The organism is Roseateles sp. P5_D6 (genome assembly GCF_054049415.1).
In genome coordinates this window covers 22,113-43,974 of sequence record NZ_JBFUMK010000005.1, presented here as the reverse complement: position 1 = coordinate 43,974, position 21,862 = coordinate 22,113, and the positions used below count along the sequence as shown (strand labels likewise).

Here is a 21,862-nt window from a genome sequence, read left to right as displayed (position 1 = left end):
TCGAGCCGCAAGCACATCGCCAGCGCGGGCCGGCTCGGGAGCGGCCCAGCGCTCGGCCCGCAGGGCGATGAGCAGTGCTGTGGTGATCCGTGACCTGGGCGTCGGCGATGTCGACGCTCTGCTTGATCTCTATCAGCATCTGAACGCCGGCGATGCGCCGCCTTCGCAAGAGGCGGTACACGCCGTGTTCGCACATCCGTGGCTGCGCCATTTCGGGCTTTTTGACGGTGAGACGCTCATCGCCAGCTGCAACCTCGCCGTCATCCCCAACCTGACGCGCGGCGGCAGCAGCTATGGCGTCATCGAGAACGTCGTCACCCATGCGGACCATCGCGGCCAGGGGCATGGCCAGGCCGTCGTCCGGCATGCGATTGATCAAGCCTGGGGCGCAGGTGCCTACAAGGTCGTGTTGACAACCAGCCGCAAGGACCCCGCCGTGTGGGCCTTCTACGAGCGCTGCGGCTTTGACAGCGGCGACAAGCGCGCCTTCGTCATACGCCGGTCCTAGAAGTTCACGGCCTTGGTCTTGAGGCCGCGCGCCACCAGCGTCGCGTTGATCAGCTGGGCCTGCTCCCTGCTCGGGAAAGGCCAGACCGTTGCGCGCCAGCCCTCGGGCGTCTGGATGACATCGGCCTGCAGCGCGTCGGGGTTGCCGTGCACGCCGACCAGGCCCGCCTTCATCTTCCCCAGCAGCGCCTCGGCCTCGGCCTTGCTGCCCGGCGGGCCGACGAGGGCGACGACGACCTTGTCCGATGACTGGGCCAGGCGAGCCAGGCGTGGGTCGACGGGCTCGGGCTTGCTGGCGGCAGGCTCGGGCTTGTCGACCGTCTTTTCGCCCGGCTTTTCCGCAGGCGCCTCGGCGGGCTTGTCCGAGCGCAGGATCGGCGGGCGCTTGATGCCGTCGGTGCGCTCCACGAGGCGGGGGCGAATATCGGGCGGTGGCGCGTCGCTTGCAGCCTCGCTGGCGGGCGCTTGAGCGGCCGAAGCGGCCGCAACGGCCGACTCTGGAGCGGAGGCGGGCGCAGAAGCGGCTGAGGCGGAGACAGGCAGGGCCGGCGCTGATGCCGCCGACGCTGCCGTCGGGGGCGGCGCAGCGGCCGGCTCGGCCGCGCGTTGGGGCCACAGCATCCAGGCACCCACGGCGATCAGGACCGCCAGGACGGCACCCGCTGCGCCCAGGCGGATCGGGTCCCACAGCCGGCGGCCAATGATTTCCGAAGGGATGCCGCGGCCGGCCAGCACGCGGGTGCGGGCGCTGCCCACATCGACGCCCGCCGTCATCACATAGAGCTCGAAAGGCCAGCCGCCGTGGGAGCTGGCCAGGGTCTCGTCGATGACGATGACGCGCCAGGGCCGGCTGTCGGGGGTGGCCGGCGGCTCGGCAAAGCCATGGGCCAGCGCAAAGCGCTCGACCTGGGCCGGGCTCAGGCCGGGCAGGAATTTCTCGCTGAAGGCGCGCCACTGCGTGCGCGGGCGCCGGGCGATCAGGCGCGGCAGATGCGTCAGGCGCTGCTTCCATGCCGCCCAGCGTGACAGAGGGGGCGAGCCATGCAATGCGTCGAAGGCGCTGACCACATCGGTCAGCACGGGCTCGACCAGGCCGCCCGCCTCGGCGGAGGCGCGCACAAAGGGCAGGGCCACCACGCCCACGGTGTGCACATCGCCCACGGCGATGCGCCGCGCAAGCGGGTGGCGGTTGTGCCAGTCAACGATCTGTTCGGCCAGGCGCTCCATGACTACTTGATCTTCCCCGACGAGCCCATCCGTCGGTGATGGAAACAAGCCCCCGAATTCAAGCCAGTTGCTTCAGCAGCCAGGCGTTCAGGTCTTCGATCTCCTCCATGCAGACCGAGTGCGGCATGGGGTAGTCATGCCATTCGACCTCATGGCCCAGAGTTCGCAGAGCGTCGCGGCTGGCCGTGCCGCGGGCGGGCACGACGATGGTGTCCTGGCTGCCATGGCCCATGAAGATGGGCAGGTCGGCGTTCGCCGCCGAGCGCTCGGTGGCCGTCGTCGCAGCCAGCGGCAGATAACCCGACAAGCCGACGGCGCCGCCCAGGCGCTCGGGGTAGCGCAGCGCCGTCATCAGCGCCATTGCGCAGCCCTGCGAGAAGCCGACGAGGACGATGCGGTTCGCTGCCACGCCGCGTTGGCGCTCGCTGTCTATGAGTTCGGCAATCTGCCGCTGCGACTCGCGCAGGCCGGCCTCGTCCTCGCGCTTGACGAGGTCGGCGCCGAGGATGTCGTACCAGGCCCGCATCACATAGCCGCCGTTGATCGTGACGGGCCGCTCGGGGGCATGCGGGAACACGAAGCGCACGGCGCCGAGGCTTTTCAGGTCCAGCTCGCCGCAGATGGGCACGAAGTCATGGCCGTCGGCCCCCAGGCCGTGCAGCACGATCAGCGTCGTGCCGGGATTGGGGCCGGTCTCGACGACATGGGTTTCAAGCATGGGGGTTCCAGTTCTCGATGCGAAGTTCAAAGCGTTTGTCGCCGTAGTCGTCCAGGCCTTCGTCGGTCGGCGTCCAGCCGGCTCGACGGTAGAAGGCCTCGGCGCGCGAATCGGGCTGGGTGCCCAGGTCCAGGCGCCCGTGGCCCTGGGCGAACAGCCAGTTCACCATCACGTCGTGCAACTGGCGGCCGTAGCCCTGCCCATGCAACGCCGGGTCCACGAACATCGCCCAGATGTGGCCGTCGCGGGCGTCGCCGATGGCAAAGCCCGCAATGCGCCCGGGCTCCAGTTCGACAACCCAGCCACGGCCGAAATCTTCCAGATAGACATGCAGTTCGGCATCCGAGATGCGGCCCGGGGTCAGCTTGTTCTCGGTGACGGCATAGCGCACGCGCCAGATCTCGGCAGTGTCGTCGCGCGTGGCGATTCGAAGTGTCATGGCGTCATTGTCGCGACAGCGGGCGCTGCCCTTGCCGTTCATGATCACGTTCATGGGAAGCCTTTATCTCGTCCGCCACGGTCAGGCCAGCTTTGGTGCGGCCGACTATGACCAGCTCAGCGCCAAGGGCCATGAGCAATGCCGCCATCTCGGCGCTTACTGGCGCGAACGCGGCCAGCGCTTCGATGCCGTGTTCACCGGCACGCTGCGGCGGCACAAGCAGTCGCTGGCGGGCATCGTCGAGGGCTACGGTGAGGATCTGCCCGCCGTCGCACTGCCGGGGCTGAACGAGTACGACAGCGAGGCCGTCGTGCGCGCCATCCACCCCGGCCCCATCGATGCCCCGACGACCCCCGAGGCCGTCAAGCACCACTTCCGGCTGCTTCGCCAGGGCCTGCTGGCCTGGATGAGCGGCGAGACGGCACCGGTGGGCATGCCGGCGCACGCGGATTTCGCCGCCGGCGTGGCCGATGCGCTGGCACGCGTGCTGGCTTTGGGTGTGGGCAAACAGGTGCTCATCGTCTCCAGCGGTGGGCCTATCGCCACGGCCGTGGCCCAGGTGCTGTCCACGCCGCCCGAGACTTTTGTGGAACTCAACCTGCGCATCCGCAACTCGGCTGTCACCGAGTTTGCCTTCAACCCGAAGCGCCACCACCTCGTCACGTTCAACACGCTGCCGCACCTGGATACGGCGGAGATGCGGGCGCACATCACGCACGCCTGAGCGCGCCGGCCCCAAACGGGCCAATACCGACGGCACTGGGCATGGCTCTCCTGGGCGAAGCGGCCGTGCGACCCGGTCGGCAGCATGACGACTCCTCAACCCCCGATGGAGTTCCGTCATGTCTTCACCCCGCCTTTTTGCCTTCGCCACCCTGATCAGCCTGGCCGCCACCTTCGTTGAACCGGCCCAGGCCCAGAGCTACAGCTTCAACCAGACCGGCTACGCCGATGGTGCCACGCTGAGCGGCCATTTCGCCGGCAGCGACCTCGACGGCAATGGCTGGCTCTATGCCTATGAGCTGACCGAGTTTGAGCTGAACTGGTCCGGCAACCGCGCCGTGCAGGCCTTCAACCTCGGCTTCAGCGAACGCGCCGGCCTGGAGTTCGAACTCTCCAGCGGCACGCTCTCGCACATGGCCGCCTTCAGCCAGAACGAGGAGGGCGTGCGCTTCTTCAGCTTCGACAGCAAGGGCTGGCCCAGCTACATGATCCCGGGCGTCGTCACCGACGAGCGCCTGGGCTTGGTGTCCATGAGCTGGGAGCCGTTGCGGGTCACGGCCGCCGTGCCGGAGCCGCAGAGCCTGGCACTGCTGATGGCGGGCATGGGCTTCATCGGCCTGTGGAGCCAGCGCCGACGGGCTCACTGACAATGCGCGGCTATGGCCGCGCCCTTGTTCACGTCCCTCATCACGCCGCCGCCGGCCGCCACCGCGCCGGCCCACGAGCGCTTTTTGCGCCTCATCCGCCTGGCCCTGGCTGGCGGGCAGTTTGGCAAGTTGCTGCTGTCCGGCCCCGTGGGTGATGACGAGGACGTCGAGCGCCTCACCGTGCGCCTGGTCGAACTGCGCGGTGAGCCGGCCTTGAGCTTTCTCTGGCGCCACCGCACCAAGGACGTCACCAAGAACCACGCCCCCGAGGCGGGCCTGGCCGAGATCGCCACGCTGCTGGGCGCGCGCTTTCGCAATGCCCATCTGCACACGGCGACCGAAGAGGTGCAGTTCGCCGTCAGCCGCAAGGGCCGCGAAACGCTGCGGGTGACGCGCGTCGATGGGTCTGAAGCGGTTGCTCCCGCTGCCCACGACAAGGCCAAGCAGCGCCCGCTGGACATGGGCAACCCCGTGTGGTCGGCGCTGGGGCTGACCCACCTTGTCAAGGGCGAGCCGGCGCTGGTGCCGGCGATGGCGCGCAAGTGGAAGCAGATCAACCGCTTCGTCGAGATCCTGTCCTCGGCCGTCGACGAGGCCGAACTGCAAGGCCCCGTGCGGGTGGCCGACTTCGGCTCTGGCAAGGGCTACCTGACCTTCGCCGTGCATGACTGGCTGCAGTCCCACGGCCTCAGCCCCCGCGTCACGGGCATCGAGCTGCGTGACGACATGGTCAAGTTGTGCGGTGCCATCATCGACAACGAGGGCCTGACCGGCCTGCGTTTCGACCAGGGCGATGTGCGCACGCAAGCCGTGCAGCCGCTGGACGTCATGATCGCGCTGCATGCGTGCGACATCGCCACCGACCATGCCCTGCACGTCGGCCTGCAGTCCGGCGCCAAAGTCATCATGAGCTCGCCCTGCTGCCACAAGGAACTGCGCCCGCAGATGACGCTGCCCGCCGTGCTGAGACCCATGCTGCAGCACGGCATCCACCTCGGTCAGGAGGCCGAGATGGTGACCGACTCGCTGCGCGCCCTGCTGCTGGAGAGCCAGGGTTACCGCACCCAGGTCTTCGAGTTCATCGCGCTGGAGCACACCAGCAAGAACAAGATGATCCTGGCCGTGAAGGCGCAGGGCCTGGCCGCCGAGGCATTGGCTGCGCGCCGGCCCGAGCTGCTGGCGCAGATTGCCGAGATCAAGCGCTTTTATGGTCTGCGCGAGCAGCGGTTGGAGCAGTTGCTGGCGGGGTGATGAATCGGCCTGCGCCGCTCCGGCAGTGCGGCCTCAGCCGCTTAGCCCGCCTTGCCAAATAGCGACTGCAGCAGGGCCTCCGCCCTCTGCAGGCCTTCATCGGTGAGAGCCACGGACGTCGCCTTGCCGACCGGGTCGCTGATCAACCCCTTCTCGTGCAGCCGGCCCATCGCATCCCAGTCGAAGGACTTCCACGCCCGATGGCCGTCATGCAGGCCCAGTAGCAACAAGGCCAGCACGGCGTCGTCGATCCGTTCGGTGTCCAGGTTCATGAAGCCTCCTGTCGAGCCATGGCCAGTGCATCCAGTGGCGAGCGCACGGCACCGCCGCCGAGCTTGAGCACATGGGTGTAGATCATCGTGGTGGCCACGTCGGAGTGGCCGAGGAGTTCCTGCACGGTGCGGATGTCGCTGCCGGCTTGCAGCAGGTGGGTGGCAAACCGAAGGTTCAGTGAAGACTGACTTGTACCCAAGTCATGTCGTAGCTAAAACAATGGCGCAGCGTGTGAGGCGTGGCGGGCTTGGCGACGCCGGCGGCCTGGACGGCCCGTTTGAATGCACGCTGGAAGGTCTCGTGATAAAGGTGGTGCCGGCGGAACACGCCGGTGCGCGGGTCCGTGGCGTGATGGTCTTGCGGGAAGACCCAGAACCAGCCCCAGCTCGCACCCGCCCTGGGGTATTTGCGGGCGAGCGCGTCGGGCATCTGCTCAGCCGCAACTGCGAGTACGCCACAGATGTTCCCGCGTTTGAAGAGCCGTTCGAAAAGGAGTTCGCGTACGTTGCAGACCTATGGGAGTCAGCCGCAAGCCGAGCCGAGTTCGAGTCTAAGTACAGTCGTGCAGTCTCAAATCAACATGATGCGCGGTACTGCTAACCTTTTGCTGCAGCGGGCGGCTTCGCCGCCCGCTGAGCGCACACGTTATGGCTCAGATGACCATTGAGAACGCCTTCTTGACCTTGTGTGGATTCCTCGCGATCTACATCGGTTGCCGGTTTATCGTGGCGAGGAAGATTCCAATCGTCAGCGAAGACGATCGCGAAACACATGGTTGGCTTCGCGGGAAGGAGGCTGTCATCGCAGGCCTTGCGGTTGTCGCTCTGGGGCTCGCACTCTTGGCTGCCGCGATTGGCCTCATCAAGCTACGTGCCTAGCCACATGAATATCCTGAGCCGGCCAGCTACTTCCGCAGTGATCCATAACCTGCCATTGGAGCGGACCGCCTTCGGCGTCCGCTCACTTTCACGTTAGACGGTGAACTGGATGCGCTTTGAAAGGCTCATGAATTGGTTGTGCTGCTTGGCCGTCGTTGGATTCGCAATAGCGCTTTCGGCGGGTTTGGCGCTAGCGGTCTATGAAGGGCGCGTGACAGGCGGGAAATCCAAAGTAGTCCATCTGCTAGCTCAAGACCCTGTTGGGTTTTGGAGCGCGTTGGGAATCAATCTCTTTATGGCCGGAGTGTTCTGGTATGGCGCGTATTGGATCTACATCCACAGAATCAAGGAACAAAATGAGCCATAGGTTCCCGTCTAACTGGTCATTGCAGCGGACGGCTGCGCCGCCCGCTGACCTTTGACGTTGAACTGCAACCCAATACAGCAATGGCCGCCAGCGACTTTGATTCAAACCTGCAGGAACTGCACCGCAAGTCAGTTGGGCGGCTGCTCGCTGCGGATGCCTACGACGACGACGCATTTGCCGCGCTGAAGACGTACCTCTGCGAGAAAGCCGAATTGATAAAGGTCGAGCATGTCATTTCAAAGCAGGTGCTCGACGCTCTTCTGTCCGCTGCCAAAGCCATTGAGAGTCGCGCCGAGTACGTTCCGGCTACACAGAAAGGACTTTCCAGGGCCGCCGAGTTCTACATGCTCCTTGACTTGATGGTCATCGGAGAAGGCTGCAATGACAGGCCAACAGGCGTTCCCCGTGCGAGATAGTTGCCGTTCAACCCTTCACTGCAGCGGACGGCTTCGCCGCCCGCTGAGCTAGCACGTTCGGCCTCACCAATGCCGCCATGCCCCGCGATTGGCGGCCGCATTTAATGTAGCTACACTAAAGCGTGCAAGTTGAGTTCGACCCTGCCAAAGACGCGAGCAATCTGGAGAAGCACGGGGCTATCGCTGGCATTGGCCGCCGGACTCGATTGGGATGCATCACTGGTGTGGGTTGATGAACGGTACGAGTACAGCGAGCTGCGCATGATCGCGTTAGCGCCGGATACCGGGATCCTGTACTACGTGGCATTTGTAGGTCGTGGCGAAACGCGAAGGATCATCAGCTTGCGCAAAGCCAACCGACGCGAGGTGAAGCACTATGTCCAAAGTTTCTAAGCGCCCGGCCATCGTCATGCCGACGGTGGCGGAAGACAAAGCGATTACGGCAGCCGCAAAGGCCGATCCGGACGCGCACCCCCTGACTCCGAAGCAGTTGCAAGCCATGGTTCCGATGAAGGCTGTACGTGGTCGGCCTAAGTCTGAGAACAAGAAGCTGTTGGTGTCCGTCCGCTATAGCCCGGAAGTCGTGGCGTATTTCAAGTCAACCGGCGAGGGGTGGCAGTCTCGTATGGACGGTGTGCTTCAGCAGTACGTAGCGCGTCACTCGCGGCGAGCGTGAGGCCGAACCAGCCTCTCGAGCCGACTCGCGTCGGCAGGCCGCCGCTATCGGCTCAGCTTCAACGTCAGGCGTCACTCAAGCGGCATCGCGTACGTCTGACCATTCTTCGAAAGAACAGGAGACCCCAAATGTCCACATCGGTGCTCTTCATGTCTATGTCACTCGACGGATACATCGCTGGCCCGAACGACGAAGTGGGCAACCCCGGCGGCGACGGATTCGACCGGTTGCACGAGTGGTATGGGGACTTCTCCCGTCCATCTGGGGCGGTCGGACAACTGTGGGATCAGTGGAACTCACCTGGCGCGATTCTGGCGGGGCGGCGGACTGTGGAGCAGGTCGATCACTGGGGCGGTGACAACCACGGTGTCCCGATCATCGTGCCCAGCCACCGGCCGCCGGGCCCTTCGGTAGCGAACTATCCGTTGGTGACCTACGTGCCCGACGGCATCGAGCGCGCAATGGCGCAGGCAAAGGCCGCCGCCGGGGATCGCATCGTGCTGATGCTTGGCGCGTACACGGCGCAACGGGCGCTCGAGGCTGGTGTGCTGGACGAGTTGCAGATCCACCAGATCCCGGTCCTGCTCGGTGGTGGTCGCCGGTTGTTCGAGATGTTGCCTTCGCGCGTGGAGTTGGAGATTGTCCGGGTGATCGACACCCCGGAGGCCACTCACATCCGCTACCGCGTTCGTCGCTGAGTGGGATGACGCCTGACAACGGGTTCCAGCCACCGGCTCCCATGAATTCAGCGCCAGCCATCGAATACAAGCTCTCGCCACCCCTGGGTGACCTGGAACTGAACGAGTTGTTTTCTGCGTCTTGGGCAAACCATCGCCCCACGACGTTTCAGCCCGTCTTGCGCTCCAGCATGGCTTACGTCTGCGCGTACCGGGGGGCCGAACTTGTCGGCTACGTCAACGTCGCCTGGGACGGCAAGACGCATGCGTTTGTCTTGGACCCCACGGTTCATCCCAGTTGCCGGCGGCACGGTATCGGAACGGCGTTGGTTCTTGCCGCCCTGCAGCAAGCAAGGAGGCGCGGGGTTACCTGGGTGCACGTCGACTTCGAGCCTGACCTGCGGGAGTTCTACAGCCGTTGCGGGTTTCGCTTGTCCGAGGCTGGCGTCTTCAACGTCGCGGCCGAGGCGTGACAGTCAAGGGGCGTCCCGCAGGCAGGCCGCGACAGGCATCACGTCAACGCGCGCGGCGGCGCCGGGCCAGCATGCCCAGACAGGCCAAGCCGGCCAGGATCAGGGCCCCGCTGCCCGGCTCGGGCACCGGCACGGCCGAGGTGATGAAGTGGCCGTCGGTGGCCAGGCCATTGGCGGCCGTGAAGCCGTAGAACACCGGTGTGCCGACGAGGCCGAGCTGGTCAAAGCTGACCTGGGCGCTGACCGTGTAGATGCCGAGGTTCAAGTGCTCGATGGTGCCGGTCAGCATGCCGGCGTTGTCGTTCAGCCCCGAGGGGGTGTACTGCACCGAGGCATACCACTGGAAGTCAGGGTCGCGGATGGTGTCGCCCAGGCCGGTTTCGGTAGCAGCCAGCGGCGCCACTGAGCCGCCGGACAGGATCTGCAGGCTGGGCGACACCGGCTCGCCGTTGAAGTGGAAGGTGTCGATGGCAAAGGACACGCTGGCCGGACTCAGGCCGTCATAGCCGAGGCCCGAGCCTGCGCCGCCGACGCCGGCCGTGTCGCTCAGCGTGAAGGTGAGGCCATCGCCGCGCAGGCCCTGGCTGACGGGGATGAAGAAGTGGAAGTCGAAAGCGAAGGCCTGGTTGAAGTCCAGCGTGATGGCATTGGGCGCGAAGCCGGCGCCGCCCTGGCCGCCGACACCTGGTGCCGTCAGCATCAAGTCGCTGTAGGTGAAGCCGTTGCCCGGCGTCATGTTGGACGCCGTCGCGCTGCCGTACAGCGACCAGGTCGTGAAATCGGTGAATCCGGTCGCCAGGCTCACGCCCTGCTGGGCATGGGCGCCAAGGCTGGCGGCAAGGGTCAGGGGCAGCAGCAGTCGGGCAAGCTTCATGGTGGGGTCTCCGATCAGGTTGTGCGCCAGTCTGGAGAGCGACCGTTAGGCAATCGTTAGCCGATGGAGCCATCTCACCCCCTCAAGCCCGGGGTCTGTGAACTAGCATCCGCGCCCATGGCTCTCGCCCACACCAAGACCCGTGCGCCGCGCCCGCGTGCCGGCCTGCTGCTGCCACGCCCGGCCCTGCTGGCCGACGTGCAGCGCGTGCTGGATGCCCACCGCGTGCTGTTGATCTGCGCGCCTGCCGGCTATGGCAAGACGTCGTTGCTGACCCAGGCCCTGGCCGATGCGGGCGCCGACACGGCCATTGCCTGGGTGGCCCTGGACGAAGGCGACGACCTCGGCCGCCTGCTGGACTGCCTGTTCGCCGCCTTCGAGCCCTATGACCCACCCTGGCGCACGGCGCCCGAGGGCCTGCGAGACGCGGCGCTGCGCGGCGGCACCGAGATCGTTACCGTGGCCGATGCGATGCTGAATGCGCTGGAGGCCTGCGAGGTCGAGCATGGCCTGATCGTGCTGGACGACGCCCACCATCTCGTCGACCCGGCTGCGTTGCAGTTCCTGGACCGCTGGCTGGCCCGCATGGGCGAGCGCTGGCGCCTGGTACTGGCCGCCCGCCACGAGCCCGCGCTGCGCCTGGCGCGGCTGCGGGCCGCTGGCGAGCTGGCTGACCTCGGCCCCATCGAGCTGGCGCTGGCGCGCGGCGAGGTCGAGCAACTGGCCCAGGCCGCGGGCCTGGACGAAACCGCTGCGGCGGGGCTCTACGAGCGCTGCCAGGGCTGGCCCGCCGGCCTGCGCCTGGCTTTGGGCGCGGGACAACAGCGCCTGCCCGCAGCCATCGACCGCGCCACCTTCGACTACCTCGCCGCCGAAGTGCTGGACCGCCTCGAACCCGGCCTGCGCGGCTTCCTGCTGCGCACCAGCGTGCTGCACGAACTGGACGCCGCGCGCTGCCAGGCGCTGGGAGAGGACGCCCACGCAGCCGGCTGGCTGGCCGATATGGAGCGCCTCTCGCTCTTCGTGACCGTCGTCGACCTGGCGCCCCACACGCTGCGCCTGCACCAGCTCTTGCGCGACATGCTGCAACAGCGCCTGCGCCAGGAGCAGCCCGAGGTCTACCGCCAGCAGCTGGAGCGCGCCGCGATGCTGGAGACGGACGCGGTGCGCCGGCAGAGCCTGTTGCTGGCCGCGGGCCGCCCCGAGCGCGCTGCCGAGCTGCTGCTGGCAGACGGCGCCTTGCTGATGAACCAGCTCGGCGCCCAGGGCCTGCTGGACCTGACCCGGCGCTTCGACCCTGCCTTTGCCGAGTCCAGCCCGGAACTGCACCGCGTCAAGGCGCTGGCGCTGTGGGTGCTGTGGGAGGCCCAGCAGGCCGAATGGCATCAGAGCCGCGCCGAGGCGCTGTTCGACGCGCGCGGCGACGAGGCCGGTCTGCTCGCCGCGCGCGGCCATCGCAGCATCCTGCTGATCGCGCAGGGCCGCCTCCAGGAGGCTGAAGCCCTGCTGCGCGACCTCGACCCGTTTGCGCTGAGCGGCGAGCTGCGCCGCGTGACGCTGCTGGGCCGTACCTGGCATGCGATGGAAAGCTGCCGCTTCGATGCCGTTGCGCCGCTGTTCGACGCCCTTGTCACCGAGCTGCTGAACACGACCACGCTGGAGAGCTGGTACATCTGCTCGCCGTCGCCGCGCCAGATCAGCTGCGTCGGCATGTCGCCGGTGGCCGACCGCTGGTACCGTGGCGCGATGCAGGTGCTGGGCAACCGGTCGCTGCCCTTCGGCGTCAACGCGCACACGTCCCAGGCCTGGAACCTGTTCTGGCAGGGCCGCCTGGCCGAATCCCGGCAGATGCTGGCTCATGCCGAAGCCGATGCAGCCTGGTTGGGTCGCATCGTCATCGCGCGCAACCAGGGCCAGGCCCTGCATGCGATGTTCGACCTGATCGCCGGCCGCCATGACGAGGCCCTGGCCCTGATGCGGCTGCGCCTGGCCGAGCATGTGCCGGGCTATGGTGCCTGGGGCGCTTGGCATGCGACCTTTGCCATGTCGCGCATGGCGGCCGCCATCGGCAACCTTGAGGCGCTGGCCGAGGGCCTGGAGTGTCTGGTGCGCATCGGTGCGGACCTGCCCGACCTCGTCATGCCGCACCGGCCACGGCCGCTGCTGGGCCTGCAGGCCCAGCTCGCCGCGCTGCAGGGCCGGCGCGACGAAGCCATCGCCGCCTGGCGCGGTCTGCTGGCGGACGGCGAAGGCGGCGACCTGCTCGGCCAGCTGGCCGAGGCGCGCCTGCGTCTGGCCGCGCTGCTGCTGGAGGGCGGCGACCGTGGCGGCGCGGCCCGGGCACTGGCGCCGGCGCTGGCCCGGCGCGAGCCCGGCGGCCTGCTTTGGGCCGTGCCGAAGCTGCTGCAGATGGCGGCCGAGGACTGGGGCGACCTGCTCGACCCGGTCGACCTCGCCCGGCTGCGCGGCTGGGCCGAAGCCGTGCGGCCGGCCACGCGGGTGGTGGTCGAAGCCGCCGCCGTTTCCGGGGACGACCGGCTCTCGCAGCGCGAAGCCGAAGTCATCGCCCAGATCGCCGCCGGCGCCAGCAACAAGCACATCGCCCGCGCGCTGGACCTGAGCCCCCACACCGTCAAGCGGCATGTGGCCAACATCCTCGACAAGCTGGGCCTGAACTCACGCGGCGAGGCGGCCGCGTGGTGGAACCAGCGTCAGATGGCCACCAGGCCCGGCACGCTGGCCTGACCCAGCGCCCGGCACAGCTTGGCCCAGGCCGTGTCGTTGAGCAGCGCGCGCGCCGAGGCCAGCACCGGCGCCTGAACCGGCGGCGGCAGGCTGCCGATGACAAGGGCGCGCTCAGCCGGCGTCAAGGCCGGGATCATCCAGCGCAGCGTCTCGCTCATCTCGCGCGGGCCGATGCTGGCCAGGAGGCGGTGGTGGATGTCGAGCAGTTCGGCGTCGCTGTAGGCGGCCCACAGCGCCAGGTTGTGGCGGCTCTCCTCCACGCCCATGTGCTCGAGGTTGTGGGCCACGAAGGCCGCGAAGCGGCGGTACAGGCGCTGGGCGGCGCTCGCTGACGGCATGGCGCGCAGCGCGGCGGACTCGGCGCGCAGGCCGGCGATGGCGTCCAGGTGCTCCTCGTGCTCGACCTCGATGGCCGCGCTGGCCCCCGCGCGGCGGGCTTCGATGGCGGGGTGGACGAACTCGTTCTCCTTGTCGAGATGGTGCCGGGCGGCATCCAGCAACGCGTCGAGCTGGCCCAGACTGGTGGCCAGCTCGAGCGGGTCGTCGACATCGAGGCGGCTCAGCTGCTGCAGTGTGTCGCTCATGAACAGGCGCAAAGCCTTGTGGATATGGGCGTAGAGGTCCAGGCGCGGGGGGAGGGTGGTCATGGTGGAGGCTCCGTTTGAGCCGGCGTGATGGGGCCGGATGCGCCGCAGTGTTCCGGCCGGCGCGCGCGCTGCCATCGCCCTGACGGGCCATGCCCGATGGGCCGTGACCATGGCCCGCTGCGATGGCTCTTCGGGGCGATGGCAGGGCCCGGCCTGCTCGGCAAAGTGCAATCCATGCAACGCCTCGACCGCGTCCTTCTGCTCAGCACTGCCGCACCGGCGGCGCGCGCCGAGCTGCCCCGGGCGCATCGAGCGTGTCTCTGTCCCGTTGATCCTTTTCCAGGAGATCCTCATGAAGCGTTTTGATTCCTCTTCTGCCCCACTCAGCCTGAGCTGGGCGCTCGTCACCGCTCTGGGCCTCGTGGCTGCGGGTGTGCTGTCTTTGCCCGCCGAAGCCCATGCCGCCGCGTCGCCCTGCGACGACAAGGTCGCCCTGCAGCGGCGGCTGGACGATTTCGATGCCCGCTGGAATGCCAGCGACGCCTGGGGCCTGACGGCCCAGTTCACGATGGACGGCAGCCTGGGCGCCGCTGGCGATGCCGGCCGCCAGGCGGTCTATCGTGAGTTGATCGACAGGCTGGGCCGCTCGCCGCAGCAGCGCAAGACGCGCCTGCTACGTGCCACCGACGTCGGCCAGGCCTGCCTGGTGGACGTGCAGGTGCGCAGCGGCGAACGCAGCGAGGCTGGCTTGTTCCTGCTGGCGCCGTCGGCCGAGGGCGGCATCGTCGCGATGCGCTGAGGCAGCGCACCCGGGCTGGGCGCGTGGGCGGCCTGCTTGCGTCTCAAAGGCAAATTGCCTTGTCGGCGTGAGGGCGTCGTTGCCTACTTCGCCTTCGCCGGCCAGCGCCGGAAGTCGTACCAGAGCTCCGGACGTTCGGCAGGCGTGGCGGTGCCGGGCGTGAGCAGCGGATTGGTGAGATCGATCACCACGCGCTCATGCAGGCGCGCACGGCGTAACCTTTCGCCGAAGTAGCGCTCAAAGAGCTTGTCAAAGCTGCCATCGGCCATCGCCTGGTTCAGTCCGCGCTCGATGTCGGCGGCAAGCTTCGTGGCCTTGCGGTTCACCATGAAGTAGGCGTCATAGGGGTAGTGCAGCACCACGTGCGACTCCACCTCGAAGCGGTCCGAGCGCTCCTCCAGTTCATCCCAGACCTCGGTCAACCCACGGGGAAAGTAGTCGAATCGTTCCCCCTGCAGCATGTTGAAGAGCGCCAGATAGGCCGAGCCAGCCACGACCGGAATGCCGTTGGCACGCAGGATCTCGGTGTCCGGCCAGCTCTGGCCTTGGCCTACCCGCAGTTGCTGAAGCTGCTGCAGTGAGTTGAGCGACCCAAAGCGTGCCTGATCTCCGCGCCGGATGAGGCCAACCCGCCAACCGAGCATGCCGCGATTGACGGGGATGCGGATCGCCAGCAGGCGGGCTTCGCGCTCGGGCGAGGCGGGAATGGGCGCCACGTCGATCATGCGCCCCGCCTCCAGCTCAAGGACCTGGCGCTCCTGGTTCATGGTGACACCCGCATGCTCGATCCGGTACTCGGTGCCGCAGCGCGCCAACGCCAGCGCCAGCAATTGATCGGCGTAGACCGACCGGCGGTCTTCCCGAACCTCGGGGCGCGGAATGCGCACGACCTCGACGGCTGCCGCAGCCTGCACCGCCGCCGCAAACCACAGTGCCGCGCAGAATCGAGCGAGCACTGTCATGAAGAACTCCTGCTGGTGCAACAGGTGGCGATGCTACCGGTCAGTTCCCAGAAGGCCGCCGCGCACGCCGAGTGGCGTTTGCATGCAGGCAAAGTAAAGCCCCGAGCGGCCAAGGCCGTTCGGGGCGAAAGAGCGCTTCACGCCGCCCGGGACGCACCCCGGAGGGGCGTGGGGCTGCGGCGTGGATCACAGCGCAGGTGGCCTGGCAGGGCGACACCAGGAGGTGACGCAGTCGGGCCCGAATCTCGTGCTTTCATGGTCGCGGGCGGCTCGCGTGCCGCCTCGCCAGGGGCCGCAACGTTGCCGGGGGCCATGCACTGGTGACGGGCTGAATCATCGGCGCAGCGATCTGAAAACAAAGCCGCGATCAGCCGGGGTCGACCGGGCTTTTTCGGCTCAGTGACTGTGAGCCTCGGTACGGGCGGGCAGCACCTTCAACCTGACGGCCGGTGCGCGCGGCTTGGGGTTGGCGGCGCTCGGCAGCTCGGCCCAGTTCCACTCGCCCTGGGTGCAGACCTGGCGCACGGCAAAGGCCAGTTCGCCCGGCTCGGCTGGCAGGGACACACGCAGCACGAACTCGTCGTACCAGGCGTCCTGCACATAGTTGGCCTCGCCATTGGCCACCCAGCGTGCCTCGGCCAGTTCGTCGGTGACGGCCTTGCCATGGCTGTCGTAGGGGACTTTCAGCGGCCGCTGCTTGGTAGTCAGCGTCCAGCCGGCTTTGGGCATGGGCTTGGCGCCGCGCAAGCCCTCAGGCAGGGTGACGACGATTTCCTTCGTCGCCGCGCCGCCCTCGCAGCCGTGCCCGACCTTGAAGACGGCGCGGTAGCTGCTGCCGGCCGGGGCCTCGGGCTGCTCCAGCGTGATGTGGGCCTGGGCGGTGCCGGCGACGGCAAGCAGAGTGGCGGTGAGGTATGTCTTCATAGATCGAATTTCAGCTCGGCCGAGTAGCTGCGTTGCGGGTAGGGGTGGAAGTTCCAGTATTGATAGTTGTTCAGGTTGTCGATGCCGACGGCGGCGCTCCACTGGCGGTCAATCTTCCACAGCACGCGCAGATCGGCCGTCGCATACTTGCTGACGCCCATGTAGGCAAAGCCGTTCACGTCGGCATTGTTGAGTGTGCGGTACTGGCGGCCGCTGTAGCGGGCCGCGAGGTTGGCGCTCCAGTGCTCGTCGAAGCGCCAGGCTGCCAGGGCGGTGGCGCGCCAGCGCGGGATGTTGGGCTGCCAACGCCCCAGGGTGTCGCCCGGCGTTGCGACAAAGCCGCTGTTGGCCTTGATCCTGGAGTCGGTGTAGGTCGCGCTGGCCGACAGGTCCAGGCCCTTGAGCAGCCAGTCGTTGGCGGCGAGCGTGGCCTCCAGGCCGGTCGTGCCTATCTTGTCGATGTTCTGCACGCGGCTGATGTTCCTGTTGGCCGCCGGGTCGAAGAGGGCCTGCGAGTACAGCGAATCGCGGGTCGTCTCGGCGAACAGCGTGAGGCGCGACTGCAGCGGTCCCCAGGTGGCTTCAGCGCTCAGCTCGGCCGTCCAGGACTTCTCGGGCTTGAGGTTGGGGTCGTTGATGTACGCCGAGTTCGTCGTCGACGTGGCGCCATACAGCTCGGCCACGGTGGGCATGCGAACGGCCCGGCCGACGGAGGCCTTGAGCACGGTGTCGGCCGTGGCCTGCCAGGACAGGGCCGCCTTGGGTGACAGGAAGCTGTCGTTGCGCGCGGCATAGGCCTGGCCGGCCGTGGCCGAGAAGTCCGTGCGTCCGTCGTGGGCCTGCCAGGCTTCAGCGCGCAGGCCCAGCACGGCCTTCCAGTCGGGCGCCAGCAGCCAGGCGTCCTGTGCATAGGCGGCCTGCAGGCGGGTTTTGCCCTGGACATTGGCGGCCATCGCGCCGGGGCCGTCAGCGAGGTAGTTGCCGGCGATGTTGGACGTCAGGTAGCTGAGCCGGTAGCTGTCCTGCTGCAGGCCCAGGTCCACGACATGGGCGGTCCCCGCGGGGCGCCAGATGCCCTTGAGGGCGAGGGTGTTCCAGCCGGTGCCGCTGCCGTCGGCCAGCGTGCCCGCGCCGCCCGTCCGAGCGCCCGGCTGTGGGTTGCCGGCGGTGTTCTGGCGCTTGTCGTCCTTGCGGTAGTCGTAAAGGCTGGCCGCGGCCTCCCAGTCCCATTCACCGCCGCCGCGGCTCTTGACCGACAGGCCGTGCATGACGTGCAGCAGCTGCTCGCGCGTCAACGGGAAGTCGCCACCAGTCGGCGCGGTGAGCTGCTTGCCATCGATGACGACAGGCCCCGAATAGACGGGCTTGCCGCTCGCGTCGCGCAGCCAGCTCTCTGAATTGCCGTCTGAATCGTTGTGCCAGACGCCCATCACATAGCTGGCGCGCAGCGTGGGGCTGAGCTCATAAGCCAGCTTGATCTTCACGTGGTCCTGCCGGGTGCTGTATTGCGTGGCCGAGCCCAGCAGATACCAGGGCTGGCCATTGCTGTTGGGCAGCAGCACGGCGCCCGTCACCGGGGTGCCGTTGGTGACCACGGTGCCCGTGCTGGCCAGGCGGTTGGCGAAGGTCAGCGGCTGGCCGTCGCTGTCGGTGCGGTTCACGTTGAGCCACCAGCTGAGGTCGCCGGCGCGGTCGCCTACCGAGGCGCTGCCCTGCCGGGCGCGGTAGTTGGCCTTGGCGCCGTAGAGCTCGAAGGGCTGGGACACATAGCCCAGCTTGGCATGGACCTCGAACTGGGTCGGCATGCGCGTCACGTAGTCGACGACGGCGCCGGCCGAGTTGCCGGGGTAGGCGGCCGAGAAGGGCCCGTACATGACGTCGACGCGCTCGATCTCCTCGGGGGTCACCAGGCCCCAGCGCGGCGGGAAGCTCAAGCCGCCGACGCCGTTGCCCAGGTAGTTGGACAGCAGGATGCCGTCGGCATAGACGGCCGAGCGTGCGCTGTTGCCGGTGCCCGAGGCGCGGCTGGACAGAATGGCGTGGTTGTAGTCGCCGATGTAGCGCTTGCGCATCAGCAGGCTGGGCAGGTACTTCAGCGCGTCTTCCGAGTCGGTCGCGTTGATGCTGCGCGCAATGTCTTCGCGCGTGACGGTTTCTCGAGTCGTTGGGATGTTGGTGGGCAGGGAGCTGGGTGCAACACCCTGCACGCGGACGAGGTCGAGCTTGTTGCGCGGCGTCGGCGTGTCGGGGTCTGCGGCGGCAACTTGGGCCGGAGATGAGGCGTCGTCGCAGTCGTCACAGGCCTGCGCGGCTGGCCACACGGACAGGACGACGCAAGCGGCGGCCGCGCGCGCAAGGGTGGATTTCTTCATGGAAGGGCTGGATCTGGGTCGCGCCGTCGCCCACAGCAGAGGACGGCAAAACGCCGGGCCTGCAAGGCCGCGGCGGCGTTGGACTCAGATCAGCCCGGGTGGCGCGCGTGCGCTGGCGGGGCGCCAGGCGTGGGCGGTGACGGGGGCCGTCCAGAAGCGCTCCGGCGCCTCGAAGCCCAGTTCCGTGCGCAGCGCAATGGCATGCACCACTGGCGGCGGCGCGAAGTCGGCCGCGGCGATGTGGCAGGCGGCGCAATGGCCGTGGGCCAGCACGTCCAACGCCTTTTCGATGGGCTTGGGCTCGGCGGCCTTGCCCGCGGTGTTGGATGCGCGGCAGATGTCCTGCCAGGCGGAGAAGTCACCCCGCGCATGTGCCATTGCCGCGCTGATGCCCGGCGCCAACAGGCCCAGCACAAGCACGGCCAGCAACCACGCGGCAAAGGCGCGGGGGTGGCGGCGGGCGTGGCGAGCGGGCGTCATGGCGTGGGTGAGGCGTCGCCCGGATTGTGCCGCCTGTGGGCCGATGTCTTCGGGACGTCACTCCCATCGCGATCCGCTGCCGAGAGGATGCCGTACCCCTGTGGGATTGCGCGCCGGCCCGTCGGCGGCCCACACTGCGCCATGGACGCCCCGGCATCGCCTCCCAAGCCTTGGCCCGCCCGCATCCTCGGCTGGATGGGCGCGGAGGCCCCCAAGCTGTTGGCCAGTGTCGTCGTGCTGGTGCTGGGCTTCTGGATCAAGGACTCGGTGGACCTGGCCATCAAGCAGCGCCAGCTTGACCTGAGCTACACCAAGGAAATGCTGGCGGTGCTGCAGAAGCTCACCGAGGAGGAAGACCTCGGCAAGCTCAACAACGCCGCCGTCGTGCTGGCCTCCTTCGGCGAGCCGGCGCTGCCGGCCCTGCTGATGGAGCTGCGCCGCCCCGACCTGCACGCCGTTGCCGCCACGCGCGGCCTGGAGGCCATGGCCGTGCGCGAGCCGCAGACGCTGTGCCGCGTGCTGCCGCCGCTGCTGCTCAAGCGCAACCAGCACTACGACATCGGCGCCCATCGCACCCTCGTCGGCCTCATTGGCGACAACGGCTGCACCAAGGCCCTGCCGCAGCTACGCCGCTACCGCGACTTCGTCAACGCCGCGGTGGCCGGCAAGCCCGACGAGCTGCGCCAGCGCGTCGGCGGCGACATCGCCGCGCCCGCCGAGGCCTATCCGCGCCTGAAGCAGACCGTGGACGAAGCCATCAGCAACCTGGAGTGACGCCATGAGAGTCGCCTTGCTCGCCCTGCTTTTCTGTGCCCAGGCGCAGGCCGCCGTCGTGAATTGCGCGCCGGCATCGGGCCGCTTCACGGTGCTGCTCAGTGAACCCAGTGGCGCGGCCATGCCGGACCGCGCGGCCATCGACCGCTTCCTGAATAAGCTGCAGTTCGAGCTGGATCAGGAGCGCGATGAGCATTGGATCAACCCGGGCGCGACGCCGGTGGCCTTTCGCGCCTGCCCGAAGCGGGCGCCGGCACTGGACGGCAGCGAGTTCAGTGCTGAGGTCGTCGAGCAGCTCAATGACCAGCGCGTGCTGCTGGAGGTCTGGGGCGTCGTCGACCGCGATGGCACGCCACCGGTGCTGAGCGCGCAGATCAACTATCTGCTGGTGCCGCTGCGCTTTGCGGCCGACCAGCGTGAGACCGTACCGACCGGCCTGCAGCGCCTGCGCTACCCCGAGGCCGGCGCCGCGCCCACGCAGGACGCCGTGCAGCTCATCTCCAAGCCGCTCGATCTGGACGCCTTCATCGCCAGCGCCCTGGGCCTGAAGCTGCTGCGCGAACGCGCCTACGAGCCGGCCTACGCCAATCTGTGCCGTGCCAGCAGCTTGCTGGGCGCCATGCTCAAGCGCCCGCTGGCCGGTCGCAGCAAGACCGACCTGGCCGCGCTGCGCGACTTCGTGCGGGGCAGCGCCAGCCGCGTGCTGCACGACGCGCTCGCCGACGCGGCCTACCCCAAGACCGGCCCGCTGCGCCTGCAGCAGGCGGCCCAACCTTGCGCGGGAGCCGAGTGATGCGCCGCCTGCAGAACGCGCTGCTGGCGCTGTCGCTCGCCCTGCTGCCGCTGCGGCTGCTGGCGATGGACATCCGGCCCTGCTCCGATCCCGTCGTGTTCAGCGATGCGGCCGTCAACGCCCTGGTGCTGCCCTGGCGCGCCCAGGCCGGCCCGCAGGCGCTGCAGGACGCCAGCCGGCAGATGTCCGCGCTGGCCCAGTTGCAGCTGCTGATGTCCATGCTGAAGTTCGGCTCCATCGGCGTGGTGGACCTGGTGGCCGAGCCCGGCCGCGTCTGCGACGTGGACCAGGTGCTGAACCGCGTCAGCCGCACCGGCGTGGCCAGTGGCCGGCTGAAGGCGGGGCAGGGCGTCGTCGTGCTGTGGGGGCGGCTGTTCGAGCAGGATGGCGAGATCTTCCTGCAGAGCTATCTGCGCTTCGCGCGCCAGGGCGTCGATGGCCTCGTGCCCGAGGTGCTCAAGGTGCCACTGCGCGCCGGTGATACGACGCTGGAGTTGCAGGCGGCACTTCCCGCGCAGGCGCTGTCCTTTGCGCCGCGCCGCATCCGGCTGGAGGACCTGGCGCGCATCGATGCCGCCTTCCGCGCAGCGCTGCGTGTGCGGCCCGCCCCCGACCTCGACGCGCCCGGCGTGGAGATCGGCCGCTCCACGAACCAGAGCTTCCCTTACTGGGTGGCCGAGTCGCGCGGCGACTGGCTGCGCCTGGCACCCATGCGGCCCGGCCTGCCGGCGGGCTGGGTGCGTGCCCGCACGGGTGACGACACGCCGGAGTGGTCGCTGTCGCGCTGGCTGCCTGAACTGGACTTCGCCGAGGGCGTGGCCGGCTGGCTGCGGCTGCGCACCGGCGGCGTGCCCACCGCGCAGCGCCAGCCCATGGCCGACGCGGCGCTCGCGGCATTGGCCCGCTACGAGCGCGCCGTGCCCGCGGAGCTGGCCCCCAACGCCTGGGCCGTGGCTGCCGGCCTGCRTGGCCAGCTGGCCTGGGTTGCGGAGCAGCGCGACGCCGCAGGCCGCCAGTTCATGCTGGCCGCCCAGCGCCTGCCCGGCGGCGCCGCGGCGCGCCAGGCAGCCGCGGTCATGATGGCGGCACAGCGGCCGCTGGATGGGGCGTCGGCCAAGGTGCTGGCCGACGAACTGCTGGCCGTGCTGGCGCTGGACCCGAACGACACGCTGGTGCGCGCCAACCTGAAGGCCCTGTACCGGCTCTACGCGCAGCGGCCCGATTGGAGCCCCTTCACCGCCGAAGAGCTGGCCACGCGCCAGCAGGTGCTGGGCGGCTGA

Annotated in this window: 27 protein-coding genes; 15 read left to right on the top strand and 12 right to left on the bottom strand. The window is 68.3% G+C overall.

Annotation, left to right across the window (positions count from 1 at the left end; genetic code table 11):
* The first annotated feature begins 82 nt into the window (after positions 1-82).
* Positions 83-508 carry a GNAT family N-acetyltransferase gene (locus ACXJKM_RS07840; protein WP_235531819.1) on the top strand — a complete coding sequence of 142 codons (426 nt, stop codon included), beginning with the start codon at positions 83-85 and terminating at the stop codon, positions 506-508.
* Here ACXJKM_RS07840 and ACXJKM_RS07835 read toward each other — a convergent pair.
* Genes ACXJKM_RS07835 through ACXJKM_RS07825 form a run of 3 tightly spaced genes read right to left on the bottom strand, consistent with a single transcriptional unit; the run spans position 505 to position 2,891 of the window.
* Positions 505-1,734, bottom strand: a complete 1,230-nt coding sequence (locus tag ACXJKM_RS07835) for a hypothetical protein (RefSeq protein WP_457351446.1) — start codon at positions 1,732-1,734, stop codon at positions 505-507. The two genes, ACXJKM_RS07840 and ACXJKM_RS07835, sit on opposite strands and share 4 nt — an antisense overlap.
* A 58-nt stretch (positions 1,735-1,792) precedes the next feature.
* Positions 1,793-2,452 (bottom strand): alpha/beta hydrolase, encoded by a 660-nt coding sequence (locus tag ACXJKM_RS07830; protein WP_457323575.1) that lies wholly within the window; start codon positions 2,450-2,452, stop codon positions 1,793-1,795.
* Positions 2,445-2,891, bottom strand: coding sequence for a GNAT family N-acetyltransferase (locus ACXJKM_RS07825; protein ID WP_162247735.1), 447 nt, complete (start codon positions 2,889-2,891; stop codon positions 2,445-2,447). Before ACXJKM_RS07825 ends, ACXJKM_RS07830 begins: the two co-directional genes overlap by 8 nt.
* 52 nt (positions 2,892-2,943) lie before the next feature.
* On the opposite strand from ACXJKM_RS07825, the gene ACXJKM_RS07820 reads away from it, so the two are divergent.
* From ACXJKM_RS07820 to ACXJKM_RS07810, 3 genes are all read left to right on the top strand, one after another.
* Positions 2,944-3,615: a histidine phosphatase family protein gene (locus ACXJKM_RS07820; RefSeq protein ID WP_056193121.1), complete on the top strand. Its 672-nt coding sequence runs from the start codon at positions 2,944-2,946 to the stop codon at positions 3,613-3,615.
* Positions 3,616-3,733: 118 nt separating this feature from the next.
* Positions 3,734-4,261 carry a PEP-CTERM sorting domain-containing protein gene (locus ACXJKM_RS07815; protein WP_457351444.1) on the top strand — a complete coding sequence of 176 codons (528 nt, stop codon included), beginning with the start codon at positions 3,734-3,736 and terminating at the stop codon, positions 4,259-4,261.
* Between the two features lie 12 nt (positions 4,262-4,273).
* Complete coding sequence (locus ACXJKM_RS07810; RefSeq protein WP_457351442.1) at positions 4,274-5,512, top strand: class I SAM-dependent methyltransferase; 1,239 nt, start codon at positions 4,274-4,276, stop codon at positions 5,510-5,512.
* Between the two features lie 41 nt (positions 5,513-5,553).
* On the opposite strand, the gene ACXJKM_RS07805 is transcribed toward ACXJKM_RS07810, so the two are convergent.
* The 3 genes from ACXJKM_RS07805 to ACXJKM_RS07795 are packed head-to-tail and all read right to left on the bottom strand — an operon-like array spanning position 5,554 to position 6,214.
* Positions 5,554-5,784, bottom strand: a complete 231-nt coding sequence (locus ACXJKM_RS07805; RefSeq protein WP_056192786.1) for a DUF6429 family protein — start codon at positions 5,782-5,784, stop codon at positions 5,554-5,556.
* A complete protein-coding gene (locus ACXJKM_RS07800; protein WP_457351440.1) occupies positions 5,781-5,984 on the bottom strand; it encodes a tyrosine-type recombinase/integrase in 204 nt (67 codons plus the stop codon). The genes ACXJKM_RS07805 and ACXJKM_RS07800 overlap by 4 nt, the downstream gene beginning before the upstream one ends.
* Positions 5,960-6,214 carry a tyrosine-type recombinase/integrase gene (locus ACXJKM_RS07795; RefSeq protein ID WP_457351438.1) on the bottom strand — a complete coding sequence of 85 codons (255 nt, stop codon included), beginning with the start codon at positions 6,212-6,214 and terminating at the stop codon, positions 5,960-5,962. The genes ACXJKM_RS07800 and ACXJKM_RS07795 overlap by 25 nt, the downstream gene beginning before the upstream one ends.
* Positions 6,215-6,441: 227 nt before the next feature.
* On the opposite strand from ACXJKM_RS07795, the gene ACXJKM_RS07790 reads away from it, so the two are divergent.
* The 6 genes from ACXJKM_RS07790 to ACXJKM_RS07765 all read left to right on the top strand — a co-directional run bounded on the left by ACXJKM_RS07790 (position 6,442) and on the right by ACXJKM_RS07765 (position 9,272).
* The gene (locus tag ACXJKM_RS07790) at positions 6,442-6,663 is read left to right on the top strand and encodes a hypothetical protein (protein WP_457351436.1); all 222 of its coding nucleotides are present in this window, start codon (positions 6,442-6,444) and stop codon (positions 6,661-6,663) included.
* Between the two features lie 447 nt (positions 6,664-7,110).
* Positions 7,111-7,446, top strand: coding sequence for a hypothetical protein (locus ACXJKM_RS07785; RefSeq protein ID WP_056192781.1), 336 nt, complete (start codon positions 7,111-7,113; stop codon positions 7,444-7,446).
* A gap of 129 nt (positions 7,447-7,575) precedes the next feature.
* Complete coding sequence (locus ACXJKM_RS07780) at positions 7,576-7,839, top strand: BrnT family toxin (RefSeq protein ID WP_457351434.1); 264 nt, start codon at positions 7,576-7,578, stop codon at positions 7,837-7,839.
* The gene (locus tag ACXJKM_RS07775; protein WP_457351432.1) at positions 7,823-8,122 is read left to right on the top strand and encodes a BrnA antitoxin family protein; all 300 of its coding nucleotides are present in this window, start codon (positions 7,823-7,825) and stop codon (positions 8,120-8,122) included. Before ACXJKM_RS07780 ends, ACXJKM_RS07775 begins: the two co-directional genes overlap by 17 nt.
* 128 nt (positions 8,123-8,250) lie before the next feature.
* Entirely contained in the window at positions 8,251-8,820 is a 570-nt protein-coding gene (locus ACXJKM_RS07770) for a dihydrofolate reductase family protein (RefSeq protein WP_457351431.1), read from the top strand.
* A 5-nt stretch (positions 8,821-8,825) separates the two neighbouring features.
* Positions 8,826-9,272 carry a GNAT family N-acetyltransferase gene (locus ACXJKM_RS07765; protein WP_457351429.1) on the top strand — a complete coding sequence of 149 codons (447 nt, stop codon included), beginning with the start codon at positions 8,826-8,828 and terminating at the stop codon, positions 9,270-9,272.
* 43 nt (positions 9,273-9,315) lie between these two features.
* Here the strand turns inward: ACXJKM_RS07765 and ACXJKM_RS07760 are convergent, their stop codons facing one another.
* The gene (locus ACXJKM_RS07760) at positions 9,316-10,146 is read right to left on the bottom strand and encodes a PEP-CTERM sorting domain-containing protein (protein ID WP_457351427.1); all 831 of its coding nucleotides are present in this window, start codon (positions 10,144-10,146) and stop codon (positions 9,316-9,318) included.
* A gap of 117 nt (positions 10,147-10,263) precedes the next feature.
* Between ACXJKM_RS07760 and ACXJKM_RS07755 the strand changes: the two genes are divergently transcribed.
* On the top strand, positions 10,264-12,891 hold the full coding sequence (locus ACXJKM_RS07755) for a LuxR C-terminal-related transcriptional regulator (protein WP_457351425.1): 2,628 nt from the start codon (positions 10,264-10,266) through the stop codon (positions 12,889-12,891).
* Here the strand turns inward: ACXJKM_RS07755 and ACXJKM_RS07750 are convergent.
* A complete protein-coding gene (locus ACXJKM_RS07750; RefSeq protein WP_457325904.1) occupies positions 12,858-13,538 on the bottom strand; it encodes a hemerythrin domain-containing protein in 681 nt (226 codons plus the stop codon). The two genes, ACXJKM_RS07755 and ACXJKM_RS07750, sit on opposite strands and share 34 nt — an antisense overlap.
* A gap of 292 nt (positions 13,539-13,830) precedes the next feature.
* On the opposite strand from ACXJKM_RS07750, the gene ACXJKM_RS07745 reads away from it, so the two are divergent.
* A complete protein-coding gene (locus ACXJKM_RS07745) occupies positions 13,831-14,277 on the top strand; it encodes a hypothetical protein (RefSeq protein WP_457351423.1) in 447 nt (148 codons plus the stop codon).
* 83 nt (positions 14,278-14,360) lie between these two features.
* On the opposite strand, the gene ACXJKM_RS07740 is transcribed toward ACXJKM_RS07745, so the two are convergent.
* From ACXJKM_RS07740 to ACXJKM_RS07725, 4 genes are all read right to left on the bottom strand, one after another.
* Positions 14,361-15,239, bottom strand: coding sequence for a hypothetical protein (locus tag ACXJKM_RS07740; protein WP_457351421.1), 879 nt, complete (start codon positions 15,237-15,239; stop codon positions 14,361-14,363).
* 396 nt (positions 15,240-15,635) lie between these two features.
* Positions 15,636-16,163, bottom strand: a complete 528-nt coding sequence (locus ACXJKM_RS07735) for a YcnI family copper-binding membrane protein (RefSeq protein ID WP_457351419.1) — start codon at positions 16,161-16,163, stop codon at positions 15,636-15,638.
* Positions 16,160-18,535, bottom strand: coding sequence for a TonB-dependent receptor (locus ACXJKM_RS07730; RefSeq protein WP_457351417.1), 2,376 nt, complete (start codon positions 18,533-18,535; stop codon positions 16,160-16,162). The genes ACXJKM_RS07735 and ACXJKM_RS07730 overlap by 4 nt, the downstream gene beginning before the upstream one ends.
* Before the next feature lie 84 nt (positions 18,536-18,619).
* A complete protein-coding gene (locus ACXJKM_RS07725; RefSeq protein ID WP_457351415.1) occupies positions 18,620-19,015 on the bottom strand; it encodes a DUF2946 family protein in 396 nt (131 codons plus the stop codon).
* 141 nt (positions 19,016-19,156) lie between these two features.
* Between ACXJKM_RS07725 and ACXJKM_RS07720 the strand changes: the two genes are divergently transcribed.
* Genes ACXJKM_RS07720 through ACXJKM_RS07710 form a run of 3 tightly spaced genes read left to right on the top strand, consistent with a single transcriptional unit; the run spans position 19,157 to position 21,862 of the window.
* Complete coding sequence (locus ACXJKM_RS07720; RefSeq protein ID WP_457351413.1) at positions 19,157-19,789, top strand: hypothetical protein; 633 nt, start codon at positions 19,157-19,159, stop codon at positions 19,787-19,789.
* A gap of 4 nt (positions 19,790-19,793) precedes the next feature.
* Complete coding sequence (locus ACXJKM_RS07715; protein WP_457351411.1) at positions 19,794-20,582, top strand: hypothetical protein; 789 nt, start codon at positions 19,794-19,796, stop codon at positions 20,580-20,582.
* Positions 20,582-21,862, top strand: a complete 1,281-nt coding sequence (locus ACXJKM_RS07710) for a hypothetical protein (protein ID WP_457351409.1) — start codon at positions 20,582-20,584, stop codon at positions 21,860-21,862. Before ACXJKM_RS07715 ends, ACXJKM_RS07710 begins: the two co-directional genes overlap by 1 nt.